Below are 12,963 nucleotides of genomic sequence, written 5' to 3'. Positions count from 1 at the left end.
GTTTCGTCACGCTGCATGAAAATCAGATGACACTAGTTCTCAGCCCAATAGTATTTTTGTTATAAAATGAAGAAAGAGGCTTTAGGCCTCATTCTTCATTTTATAACATTGTCAACCAGTTTAATATCCCTTATTTTGTGTTAATGAAGGATTATTTCTGCGTTCAGCATCCGGAATCGGATAGAAGAAGTAATTCGCATCGGCTTTGCTCATCATATCTGTCAAAGCGAGCCCGGTTCTGCAATAGTCAAACCAGGCCTCTCCTTCGAACATCATCTCCAGTCGTTTTTCTTTCTGTATTGCAGTAACAAACGTGGCTACCGAAGTGAAGCTGGAAATATCAGGAGTCGTAATACCAGCTCTGTCACGTACCTTTTTATAAGAATCATAACTTGCAGCACTCACAGTACCATCTACACGTGCCTGAGCTTCTGCATGAATCAGATAGATTTCTGCTAAACGGATAACCGGGAAGTTTTGAAGCGCCGGACTAAATATTCTATACTTACCGATATAATATCTTGCATCCTCCGGCGTATTCTTATAAACAGTAAATTTTCCTCTTTTGTCTGCTGCATCATATAAATCAGCAATGGACTTTCCTTCTGCATAAAATAAGACAGATGGATTTGGATTACTTACTGAGGCTAGTGAATTTGTTGCCTGTGCATCAAACTGAAGCTCAAAAATTGACTCTGAGGTATTTTTTGTCGTCCAAATAGATCCAAAATCAACTGGCATAGAAGTTCCGCCTGAAGAAATAACTTCCTGCGCCAGTCTTGCTGCCTCTGTATAGTTATTCGTCACACTACCGTTATACAGATAAACTTTAGCCAGCAATGCTTTTGCTGCATTACCGGTTGCCCTGCCTTTAGTTTCTGCAATATTAGCATAGCTATTTGGCAAATTAGCAGCTTCCTTAAGATCTGTAATAATTTGAGCATAAATTTCAGCTACGGCATTACGGGGCACTTTAAGATTATCATTCTCACCTGTAGGTGTCAGAATTAAAGGGACATCACCAAATGCCCTAACCAGGTTAAAATAGCTTAAAGCCCTGATAAAACGTCCCTCTCTGACAAATTGCTGTCTTTTCTCTGAAGTAATCGCACCATCTGGCATAGCGGCTACTTTGACTACCACATTGTTTGCCGCATTGATTGCGGCATAAGCTGCTGTCCAGATATTCTGTACCCAGGGATTGTCAATACGTACAGTATTCGTTTTAAAGTCAACATATTCAGGGTAACTGGAAACATGATTTACCTGTCTTGCAGAGAATTCAGGAACAATCACTAAAGATTGTCCGTAGGAGAAAGCCCCCAGCTGCGTTCTGTATACACCCATTACTGCAGATTGAGCCCCTTGTTCTGAAGTGAAAATATTCTCTGGTGTAATCTGTGCAATCGGCTCTCTGTCGAGAAATTTCTTACAGGATGAAAAGCTTAATAAAACTGCTGCTGTTAAAATATATTTTGAAATCGTCTTCATGTGCTTTTTATAGTCTTGTTCTTAGAAAGTTAAATTGATACCTGCAGTAATAATTCTTGGCTGTGGGTAACTGCCATAGTCGTAGCCATAAATCAATCCCTGATTAGCACCACCCTGGTTAGAACTTACTTCAGGATCGTATCCTTTGTATTTTGTAAATACGAAAGCATTCTGTACTGTGGTATAAACACGTAAGCTTTTGATCTTTAATTTTTCGGCTACTTTATCACTTAAGGTATAACCAAACGTGATATTCCTCAATCTAAAGAAAGAACCATCTTCTACAAAACGATCAGAGATTGCGGTATTGTCAAAGTTTCCAGGTGTTGGACGCGGTATATCAGTAATATCCCCCGGATTTCTCCAGCGTCTGTTCCAGTCCACAAAACCATTGCTTGTTTTATTACTTCCATCCAGTCCGGAAGCCAGGTTATAATTGAAGATATCATTTCCATAAGAAAACTGCCCCATAATACTCAGGTCAAAGTTTTTATACTGGAAAGTATTCGTAATACCGCCATAAAAATCAGGGTTTGGATTACCAATGATCCCACGGTCTTTCGGATCGTTTGGCGCACCAAGTGTACCATCCTGTTTGTAATAATCAATCATTCCGGTCTGAGAATTTACACCAGCCATTTTCCATCCGTAGAATGAACCTAATGGTAAACCTTCTCTGGCAATATTCAGACTTCCGGCACCGCCATAAAGTTCACCACCTGGTAAGGATACAACTTTGTTCCTGTTAAAGGACATGTTAAAAGAGGTATTCCACTTCAATGCACCTACCAGATTCTGGGTAGACAGCTCAAATTCAAATCCTTTATTCTGAATCTTACCTACATTAGTAAAACGGGTTTGAAAACCTGAACTCGATGGGATAGAAATACCCACAAGCAGATCAGAAGTGTTTTTAATATAATAATCGGCCAGTAAGGAGATCCGGTTATTCAGCAATCCAAGATCCAATCCGAAATTCAATTGCTGGGTAGTTTCCCATTTCAGGTTTTTATCTCCCAGTACGTTTGGTAGATAACCAGGGTTTCCAAGATAATTGTTACTGCCGCTGTATAAAGAGTAACTGGCATAATTAGGGATGTTCTGATTTCCTGTGATCCCCCAGCTGGTTCTGATTTTCAGATTGCTGATGACTTTATTAGTCTTCAAAAAGTCTTCATCAGATACACGCCATGCAGCTCCAAATGAAGGAAAAGTACCATAACGACTGTTTACACCGAAACGTGAAGAGCCATCCACTCTGAAATTTGCCGTTAAAAGATATTTTCCTTTATAGTCATAGTTTACTCTTGAAAATGCCGAAGCAATACTCCATTCTTCAGGAAAAGCATTTGCACCGGTAACTGTACCACCGGCAGAAATATATTCAATATCATTAGAAGGGAAATTAGAACGTCTTGCATCCACAAACTGGATTCGTGATTGTTGTACTGAAGCACCTGCAAGTGCGTCTATATGATGCTCTCCAAAAGATTTCTGATAGCTTAATGTGGTTTCATTGACCCATAACTGATCTCTTGTATTTCTTTGTGCCCCGATTCCACCTTGCGCAGCAAATGAGCGGATACCATTGGGTGGCATAAAGAAAGTTTCATCAATAAAACTCAAATCTGCACCAAAACTAGTTTTTAAAGTCAGCTCAGGAAGAAATTTATACTCCGCAGAAGCACTGGCCAGTACCCTGAATGTTTCTGAATTGTTTACCGGCAGCAACAGCATGGCTACAGGATTTTCACGATTGGTATTGACCTGATCATAAGCATAACTTCCATCAGGATTGTAAACAGGAAGGTTAGGTGGTGCAAAAATACCGTTTTTAGTAGACCCTTCTTTAGAGTTCTCTTCCTGGATACGGTCATTCAGTGCCCTTGTTAAATTCACACGGGTAGAGAATTTCAGTTTATCGCTATGCTGATGATCCAGATTCAGCCTTGCACTTAAACGGCTGAAATTAGAATTTAAAATCACACCCCCCTGACGCATATAACCTATGGAAGTATAATATTGTGTTTTCTCTGATCCGCCGCGTGCTGACAACTCATAATTTCTTGTTGGTGCAGTTCTGAAAATCTGATCCTGCCAATCTGTATTTGTACCTGGATTTGCCAGAACTCCTGCCGGAACAGGTGTTGGATTACCATTGGCATCTAAAAGATATTTATAATAATCCTTCATGTAATCCTGGTATTCCGTGGTATTCATCATTTTATATTTTCTCTCATTTGGAACCTGAGAGAATCCTTCATAAGCATTAAAGCTGAAAGTACTCAAACCTGGCTGGCCTTTTTTGGTCGTAATCAATACGACACCATTGGCGGCCCTTGCTCCATAAATCGAAGAAGAGGCTGCATCTTTCAGAATCTCAACAGACTGTACATCAGAGGGGTTAATGGAAGCAAGGATATTGATTCCCTGTGTACCACCACCAAAGTTAAAGTCACTCCCGCCTGTAAAATTTGTTGTGCTGTTTACCGGGATACCATCCACAACATACAAAGGATCAGAACCAGCATTAATGGAAGTTGTACCCCTGATACGGATATTTAATCCACCACCCGGAGAACCAGATTTCTGGGTAACCTGTACCCCTCCTGCCTTACCCTGAATAGCCTGGGTTATAGTAGGCAACACATCATTTTTAAGCTGATCGGCCTGGATACTTGAAACTGAACTGGTTAGTTTAGCCCGGTTCACAGTCCCGTATCCGGTAGCAACAACCTGCACTTCAGAAAGTGCTTTTGATTCTGTCTGCATAACTACACTTACGGTAGTACGCTTATTTACAGGCTCTTGTTTCGTTTTATAACCCATATAGGCAAATAACAAAATGGCATCGGCCGATGCGGCAATCCTATAGTTTCCTTTAGCATCGGTCAGGGTTTTATCTTTGCTACCTTTGACAGTCACAACTACCCCAATCAATGGTCCGCCTGCATCTGAAACTTTACCACTAATAGAATCCCGGACTGTTTTTCCACCTACGGTGTCCTGCATTGTTTTTTTAATGGCAGTATCCTGGACTACTTTTTTAACAGCAGTATCCTGTATAGCTTGAATTGCCGGAATAACAGGGTCTGAGATAGCTTTTACTGAATCCTTTTTAATGGAATCTTTTTTTATAGAATCTTTAGGGATCGTATCTGTTTGGAACAGAACTGCGCTGAATCGGGACAGGTTTTTTTCATGGACAGCGCCATGAGCAAAACTGGTAATGAACACCAGTGCGAGTAAAAATACAAAATACGGTAAAGGGTTTCTTTTCATCTGATACAAAATCTTTAAGTAATGAGCAAGTTATTAAAGATGCACAATAGCAATTTTCACTCCAGAGATTAAAAAGAGATTAAAATCCTAATTTCAAGCCATTTATAGAATCAGGACTGTTTTTAATTGTAGACATTGTCCACAGCTTGTACTAAGAAGCAACATCATTTTGATCTGTTTAATACAGGTTATTTCCGGGTATTTGAAAAAAATCGTTTTATACGTAAGGGTAGAACCAAATCATGTTGTCCTAAACCCGAACTCATAGAAAGTTCAGCACACCTCATTTATTAATTTCAATCACAAAATTTATGCTGAATAAAACCAGTCTGATAAAAAAAACAATCTTGATTCTTTTAGTTTTAACAGGGAAAGGTGCTTTTGCCCAATTCACACCTGTAAACAATCTTGACATCAACACTATCTACATTCCGGATAGTAAGTACAAACAGAAAGATGGAAATGTAGAAAATACAGAAAAAGTTCAAAAAAGAATTGACCTGGGATATAGTTTTCTAATCTCCAATAAATTCGATACAGTCACCAAAAAGGTAAATCAATGGACAGGAATGATCAGTGGCAGTTATACGCAGATGAGCGATAAATCGGGAGAAAAAGATCTGATGCCCGAAAAATTACTGAGTTCTCAGCTGGGTGTCAGTTATTACCACTCTATGCGAAACAACTGGGGTATGGTCAATATATTTTCTGTCGGTATAAATTCAGATTTAAAGCACATAGATTCTCATGATCTGTACATCAATGGTGGTGTCCTTTTTATTAAAACCCCACACCCTGGTTTTTCATATGGTTTTGGAGGATTTATAATAAATGCGTTGAATGCCCCTATAATTCTGCCTGGCTTTATGCTGCATGTACAAACAGAAGGTAAATTCAAATTCAACATTGATATTCCAACTGAGATAAGCACTGCTTATGATGTCACAAAGAAAATGGAACTAAAATTAGCTTTCCGTTTCCGCAGTCTCAGCTATGATACAGAGAACGAAGTTGATCCAAAAAAACGTTATTTGAATTATGTAGAGCTTCCTCTTGGATTAGAAGGTAAATGGAAAAGTAAGTACTTCGATTTCATGCTGGGAGGTGGTTATATGCTCCTAAGGAATTTCTCTTTTAAAGAAGCCGGGATAAAAAATGTATTTGCAAATACTCCGGTAAATAAATTAGGAAGCAGTCTGTTTATTAATGCAGGAATCAGGTTCAAATTGCAGCCATCAAAAAAATAAAGATCTTTTCCTAAAAGCGAAAGCCATTTCTATCTCATAGAAATGGCTTTCGCTTTTACATTACACAGTTTTATTATCCTTCCAGATTGTTTAACGCATTTAAGGCAGCTGTGGGCGATGTACGTGCTAATTCAAAGATTTGTGCAGTTACACCTACATGAATTTCATAAGTATCCTGCGCTAAAGCATCAACGAATTCATTGGCTACCTGTAAAGGTGGGATTCCTCTTTCTGCTCCACCAATTTCTTTAGAGAATTCAGTATTGACCAGTGGAGGCATTAATTCAAATACTTTCACACTGGTGTCTTTTAAAGCAATACGTAATCCCTGGCTATAGGCATGTACTGCAGCTTTACTTGCACTGTAAGTCAACACACTAAGACCTGGAGCGATAGCCACAATAGAACTTACATTAACCAGCGCCGCAGCTTTTTGTTTAAGCAATTGAGGAAGTAGCTTTTCTGTCAGACGGATCAGTGAAATATAATTCGTTTCCATTTCATTTCCTGCTTTTTCCCATGTCCTGCCCCCGGCAGTCACATCATAGGTATAGGCAAGACCTGCATTATTGATCACTATATTTAATTCAGGAAAGTCAGCACTGATCCTGCTTACCAAAAGATCTGTGTCTGCTTCTTTCGTCGTATCGAACAGTATACCTGTAACGTTATCCAGTTTAGCAACAGCTTCATCAAGGCGCTTCTGGTCACGGCCGGTAATAATCACATGGTTACCTTTTTCAGTTAATAATTTAGCGATTTCAAATCCTATACCGGCAGTTCCGCCAGAGATCAGAATAGTGTTATTTGTTAGTTTCATTTTCTTTATGATTTATAATAAATTTTATTTTTTGCTTAGTCTTAATTGTAATTTTATTGTGGTATTGGATTTAAATTTAGTGGTCGGATGATGGAATGATGATCGGCTTTGCTTTATCGCGTTTTGCAACAAAAATCAGTAAGGGTAATACAATCGCAAAAAACGTCCCTATCAGTAAAAAAGCATCCAGATAACTGGAAAAGAAGGATTGTTTGACTACGACCAGTTCTATCAGCTGCATTGCCTTTTGTTTGGCATCGAGCAGGCCAAAGCCTTTCTGCTGAAAAACTTTGGTATAGGTATTAATCCTTTCTACGGCAACCGGATTTTCAGCTTTAATATTCGTGATCAGATCTATCCGGTGTGAGGCTACTCTTCTGGCTACGTATGTGTTAATAATAGAAATCCCAAATGAGCCACCCAGCTGCCGCATCATGTTATTCAAAGAGGTACCCTGCGGCATATCTTTTGCCTGCAGCGAGGATACTGCCAGGGTACCCAGCGGAACAGTTAACAAGGCCATTCCAATAGCTCTGAATGTCAGATTCATTGTGAGATCAATTGCCGGGGTTTCCAGGTTAATTCTGGACATGGACCAGTTAAAGTAGATGAAGCACAAAAAGCCTAATAAAACGATTAAAGCTGGTGAGACTCCTTTTTGCAATAATTTACCGGTAATAATCAATGCAAGTACAGCGACTATTGATCCGGGCAAAAGCAGCAAACCAGATTGGGTCGGGGTAAATCCCAGTAACCGCTGGGCAACAACCGGGGTCAGGTAAATGGAGGTATACATCCCCATACCAGTAATAAAAGTCAGCACAGCTGCAATTGACAATGACTTGTATTTTAAGATCTTAAGATTGACAATTGGATTCTCAATACTCAGTTCCCAGATAATAAATCCGACTAAAGAAACTGTAGCTATCACAGTCAGAACTATAATATATCCGGCTGAAAACCAATCATCCGTCTCCCCTCTTTCCAGGACAGTTTGCAGGGAGCCTATTCCGGCAATCAGCAGAAATATTCCTACCCAGTCAATATGTTTGATTTTCTGTCTGACAGGAGATTCGTATAAGAGAAAAAAACAGGAAATCGCTGCAGCAATTCCGATAGGGATGTTGATGTAAAAGATCCAGGGCCAGGAGTAGTTTTCGGTAATAAAACCACCTAATGTAGGGCCTATTGTTGGGCCAATAAAAATACCGATACCAAATAAAGCACTGGCAGTTGCCTGCTTTTCTTTTGGAAATAATTCATAGACCACTACAGCAGAAACTGAAAGCAGTGCGCCTCCACCTAATCCCTGCATAAACCTGAAGGCGACGAGTTCCCAGATCCCTGTAGCATTACCGCATAAAAAGGAACAAACAGTGAAAAGAATGATCGAGCCGATATAGTAATTTCTCCGTCCAAGATTATTGACAAGAAAACTGGTCATGGGAATAATAATGACGTTCGCAATCGCATAAGAGGTAATCACCCAGGAGATATCTTCTAAGGTTGCCCCCAAATTTCCACTCATATAATTGAGTGCTACATTGACAATTGAGGTATCTATCAATTCCATTATTGCTGCTGCGATTACAGTGATCAGAAGTATCTGACGTTTTAAAGGGCTCATATTATACTAATCGGTATATTCTAGGTTAAAAAAAATTAGCTTTTAAGTTGTTCAATGAAAAGTTCTACGGTTTTCAGGATACTATCCATACTGGTGAGATCTCCGGTGACCTTCGATATCATGATACCACCTTCTATCAAAGCAACGATTGATAAAGAAACCTGACGGGAATTGATATCTTTTTTGAATTCGCCATTAAGCACTCCCTGATTGATGATACTGACCAGGGTTCCTTCCCAATGTCTCACTGCTCCAGCTGCTTTATCTCTTAAAAGACAATTTGTATCGTCAGCCTCTGTTGCAGTATTTAAAATCGGACAACCGCCCCGGCTCATTGTTTCTTTAGTCACTGTTCTGTAAACGCCGGCATAACACATCAGTTTATCATAACAGGTAGTCGCTTCTCTGATTTTTTTTGCTGTTAAACCAGCAACCCTCGAACAGTTATAATCAAAAACTGCCAGCGCAACTTCTTCTTTATTTTCAAAATTGCCATAAATACTTCCTTTGGTCAGCCCTGTTGCTTTAGTCAGGTCTGTTAAGGATGTGCCAGCATATCCTTTTTTATTAAATACCTCTGCGGTACTTTCAATAATAAAGTTCCGGGTACGCTCAGCTTTTGAGTATGACTTATTCATAGGACAAATATATACCGAATGGTATAATAAATAGTAGCATTAGAATTTTTATTACTTATGTATGTCAATTGCGAATAGCTCTTATACTAAAAAAGGGGGCTGAATTAAAATCCAGCCCCCTTTTTTAATATAATTTATAAATGCTTTTGTTTATTTCTCTTTACAACCAGGTAGCATAAATATAACAGCAAAAGCCAACCAGGGATCAGCTCTACCGGCAGTTCCATACCTGTAATCCACATGATAGCCAAAATACCGATCAGAAAGACCAGACATATATAATTGGATAGCGGATAGATAAAGGAAGGGAACTTGGTTTTTACCCTTTCAGCACGCTTACTTTTTCTGAATTTTAAATGTGTGATACTAATCATCAGCCAGTTGATCATTAGTGAGGATACAACAAGTGACATCAGGATACCCAATGCTTTCTCGGGCATTAGTTTATTGATCACAATACTAATCGCTACAAAAAGACCAGAGACTAAAATTGCTTTCAGTGGTACATGGTTTTTATTCAGTTTGGATAAAAAAGCTGGCGCATTGCCCTGTTCTGCTAATCCGAAGAGCATCCGGCTATTGCTGTAGACACAACTGTTATAGACAGATAATGCAGCTGTTAAAACAATCATGTTAAGCACATTTGCAATCACACTGGTAAAATAAATAGTCTTACCAAAAAGACTAAACCGGAAGCCTTTCAAACTTTCAAATACCATGACAAAAGGACTACTGTCTGTAGTGATGTTCTTCCATGGTGACAATGAAAAAAGAATGACCAGTGCCCCTACATAAAAAATCAGTATCCTGTAAATTACCTGGTTGGTTGCTTTAGGAATAGTTTTTTCAGGATTTTCGGCCTCTGCAGCAGTGATTCCGATCAGTTCAAGCCCTCCAAAAGAGAACATAATGAGCGCTATAGCAGCAAATAAACCTTGAAAACCACCTTTCCCATCAGAATTAAGCAATCCTTTTGCGAAAAACCCTCCGTCATTCCAAAGATTTTGTACGCTGGCCTGCTCACCGCCTGTTCCGCTGACCAATAAGTAAACGCCAAAAAATATCATGGCAATAATAGCTGCCACTTTAACAATAGAAAACCAGAACTCTACTTCACCATAGACTTTAACAGAGGTCAGGTTCAGTGCGTTAATGGTTAGAAAAAAGAAAAGACTTGATGACCAGAGCGGGATTGATGGCCACCAGAAATGTACATATATACCAATTGCTGTCAATTCGGACATGCTGACCAGGATATAAAGCACCCAGTAATTCCAGCCAGAAGCAAAACCTGCAAATGAGCCCCAGTATTTATAAGCAAAATGGCTAAAGCTTCCTGATACAGGTTCCTCTACAACCATTTCACCAAGTTGGCGCATAATAAAAAATGCAATTATACCGGCTAATGCATAACCCAGAATTACAGATGGGCCAGCCAATACTGCTGCAGGTCCTATACCCAGAAATAAGCCGGTACCTATAGCACCGCCCAGAGCAATCAATTGGATATGCCTGTTTTGCAAGCCTCTTTTAAGCTTGTTATCGTCAGGTTTTTCGTTTAGTTGTTTCAATTTTATGGTATTTATCTGATAGTACAATGAGCGCTAAACAGGGATGATCCCTATCCAGATTCTTAATTTCAACAAAAATGTAAACTTATATCCATTTCAGCTATTAAATGAACAAATAATTTAAAATAATACCCTAAACTTATATTGTGCTGCTAAAAATCATAATTTGTTGTTTATTGGCAAAGAATAGTCAGAAAAAATATAATATCTTTCACTGCTGTTTCCGGCACCCATAAATTCTAAACTGACATTTCAATGAATATTAAAGTCAAAGGCTATTTTTGGGGGTGTATTTCATCCGCAACTTTTGGCCTCATACCGCTCTTTGCCTTACCTTTAATGCATAAAGGAATTGCTCATGATTCACTTTTATGCTATCGTTTTACCTCCGCCTCTTTCCTGATTGCCATGTTCATGCTGTTTAGAAAAGAATCATTCAGGATTGCCAGAAGGGAATTGATCCCAATGGCCCTGCTTGGTATATTATATGGTTTATCTGCACAATGTTTATTTTTCAGCTATGACTATCTGGGCGTAGGAACTGCTTCTACCATTTTATTTATATACCCGGTATTTGTCGCCATTTTAATGGCTGTTCTTTTTAAAGAAAAGATAAGTCTCATTACAATAGCTGCTATTCTCCTTGCCTTTTTTGGGGTATCACTTTTATATAAAGGCGATCATGGAATAACGCTTAATCTGTTAGGTTTATCTGCTGTTTTATTTTCAGCACTCTGCTATGCAATCTATATTGTATCGGTTAACAAATCAAGAATACAATTGATGTCAGGCTATAAGCTGACGTTCTATGTAATGGGTTTCAGCGCTATTTTTTTTCTGGTTAAAGCTCAAATGACTATAGGATTACAGCCGCTACCGGATACCGGGGCTATTGTCGATCTGGCATTACTGGCATTGCCAGCTACAGCGATATCATGTGTTGCCATGATATTCGCAGTACAATATGTAGGATCTACAGCTACTGCAATACTTGGGGCTCTGGAGCCTGTAGTTGCTGTAGCTGTAGGTATTTTTGTATTTAAAGAAGCTATCACGTCAAATCTTGTTATTGGAATTTTTCTGATTCTGATTGCTGTTTTAATGATAATTCTTTCAGATTATATATACAGGAAGCTCTGGTTCCAAAAATCTATTTAGGCAATTCGGGTGTTGTTATTCTCCAGGGTTCTGTCGTAATAGCGGCCAGAAAAGCAATAATAGCATCTCTTTCTGCTTTACTCAGATTTAATCTTTTAATATGTACATCAGTTTTTGGAAAAAGCGGATCATTTAACTCATCAGGCTTGGGCTGCGGCTGTGGCATTCCATTATTGTACATATTCATGACCCCTTCAATGTTATCAAATAAACCATTGTGGAACCACGGACGGGTACGCAGCACATTACGTAAGCCCGGTGTTCTGAACTTCCCTACATCTTCTGGTTTTCTGGTCACATTATAACGCCCAAGATCTTCATATTTTGCACGTTTATAATAGGTTAAACCAAGGTTATGAAAATCATCATCTGTAAATAACGGGCCACTATGACAATTCATACAGCGTGCCTTGGTCCGGAACAGATGTAAACCCTGAACCTGCTGATCGGTCAGTCTTTTTGTATTGCCTTCCAGAAAATAGTCAAAATCGCTTTTACGGCTGGTGAAAGTAAGTTCATAACCCGCAATAGCTTTGGCTATACGTTCTTGTGTAATTTTCCCATCTCCATAAGCAGAAGAAAATAAGGCAGCATAACCTTTGATTGCTTTTAGTTTAGCTGGTAATAATTTCAGGTCCTGATGCATTTCAATGTCCGAACTGATTGGGCCCACCAGCTGTTCTTCCAGAGAACCTGCCCTGCCATCCCAAAAAAGGTTTTTAAAATACCAGATATTTTCAAGGGATGGGGCATTGCGGGAGTTTGCAGCCTGATCGTGCCCTAATGAAACCCTTCTGCCATCCGACCAGTTCATCTCAGGAGCATGACAGCTAATACATGAAATCTGGTTAGACCCGGATAACCTTGGATCATAAAAAAGTATTTTACCCAGAGCCACCAGGTTTTTTGTAGCAGGATCACCTTCCTTTACCGGAGAGTTTGGAAGAATTCCCAATTCCTCCCATTTAACTCCCGAATCGATCAGAGGCTTTGGCCACATTGCAGGCGGCCGATTGTATAAACTCCTCAGTGAATCTGCCGGAAGACCATCGATACGATCAAAACTATCAAAAGATAACTGGGTTAAAATCAGAAAAAAGAGACTTATAATTAATAATATGCGTTTCAT

Annotated in this window: 9 protein-coding genes; 2 read left to right on the top strand and 7 right to left on the bottom strand. The window is 39.2% G+C overall.

All coding sequences use genetic code 11. The features are described 5' to 3' along the window. Window positions 1–120 precede the first annotated feature (120 nt). Window positions 121–1,491: a RagB/SusD family nutrient uptake outer membrane protein gene (locus HDE68_RS01695; RefSeq protein WP_183878283.1), complete on the bottom strand. Its 1,371-nt coding sequence runs from the start codon at window positions 1,489–1,491 to the stop codon at window positions 121–123. A 21-nt stretch (window positions 1,492–1,512) separates the two neighbouring features. Beyond that, window positions 1,513–4,773 (bottom strand): SusC/RagA family TonB-linked outer membrane protein, encoded by a 3,261-nt coding sequence (locus HDE68_RS01690; protein ID WP_183878281.1) that lies wholly within the window; start codon window positions 4,771–4,773, stop codon window positions 1,513–1,515. A gap of 347 nt (window positions 4,774–5,120) precedes the next feature. Between HDE68_RS01690 and HDE68_RS01685 the strand changes: the two genes are divergently transcribed. Continuing rightward, window positions 5,121–6,020 (top strand): DUF6268 family outer membrane beta-barrel protein, encoded by a 900-nt coding sequence (locus HDE68_RS01685; protein ID WP_183878279.1) that lies wholly within the window; start codon window positions 5,121–5,123, stop codon window positions 6,018–6,020. 73 nt (window positions 6,021–6,093) lie between these two features. Here HDE68_RS01685 and HDE68_RS01680 read toward each other — a convergent pair whose 3' ends face one another. The 4 genes from HDE68_RS01680 to HDE68_RS01665 all read right to left on the bottom strand — a co-directional run bounded on the left by HDE68_RS01680 (window position 6,094) and on the right by HDE68_RS01665 (window position 10,676). Next, window positions 6,094–6,840 (bottom strand): SDR family oxidoreductase, encoded by a 747-nt coding sequence (locus HDE68_RS01680; protein ID WP_183878277.1) that lies wholly within the window; start codon window positions 6,838–6,840, stop codon window positions 6,094–6,096. 76 nt (window positions 6,841–6,916) lie between these two features. Then, the gene (locus HDE68_RS01675; RefSeq protein ID WP_183878275.1) at window positions 6,917–8,467 is read right to left on the bottom strand and encodes a DHA2 family efflux MFS transporter permease subunit; all 1,551 of its coding nucleotides are present in this window, start codon (window positions 8,465–8,467) and stop codon (window positions 6,917–6,919) included. A 35-nt stretch (window positions 8,468–8,502) separates the two neighbouring features. Then, on the bottom strand, window positions 8,503–9,105 hold the full coding sequence (locus tag HDE68_RS01670; protein ID WP_183878273.1) for a TetR/AcrR family transcriptional regulator: 603 nt from the start codon (window positions 9,103–9,105) through the stop codon (window positions 8,503–8,505). Between the two features lie 134 nt (window positions 9,106–9,239). Further along, window positions 9,240–10,676, bottom strand: coding sequence for an amino acid permease (locus HDE68_RS01665; RefSeq protein WP_183878271.1), 1,437 nt, complete (start codon window positions 10,674–10,676; stop codon window positions 9,240–9,242). 255 nt (window positions 10,677–10,931) lie between these two features. On the opposite strand from HDE68_RS01665, the gene HDE68_RS01660 reads away from it, so the two are divergent. Next, entirely contained in the window at window positions 10,932–11,834 is a 903-nt protein-coding gene (locus tag HDE68_RS01660) for a DMT family transporter (protein WP_183878269.1), read from the top strand. On the opposite strand, the gene HDE68_RS01655 is transcribed toward HDE68_RS01660, so the two are convergent. Continuing rightward, window positions 11,827–12,963 carry a cytochrome-c peroxidase gene (locus HDE68_RS01655; RefSeq protein WP_183878267.1) on the bottom strand — a complete coding sequence of 379 codons (1,137 nt, stop codon included), beginning with the start codon at window positions 12,961–12,963 and terminating at the stop codon, window positions 11,827–11,829. The two genes, HDE68_RS01660 and HDE68_RS01655, sit on opposite strands and share 8 nt — an antisense overlap.

Source organism: Pedobacter cryoconitis (assembly GCF_014200605.1).
Lineage (GTDB): Bacteria > Bacteroidota > Bacteroidia > Sphingobacteriales > Sphingobacteriaceae > Pedobacter > Pedobacter cryoconitis_B.
The sequence above is the reverse complement of the archived record's forward strand: the minus strand, read 5'-3'. Positions and strand labels throughout refer to the sequence as shown.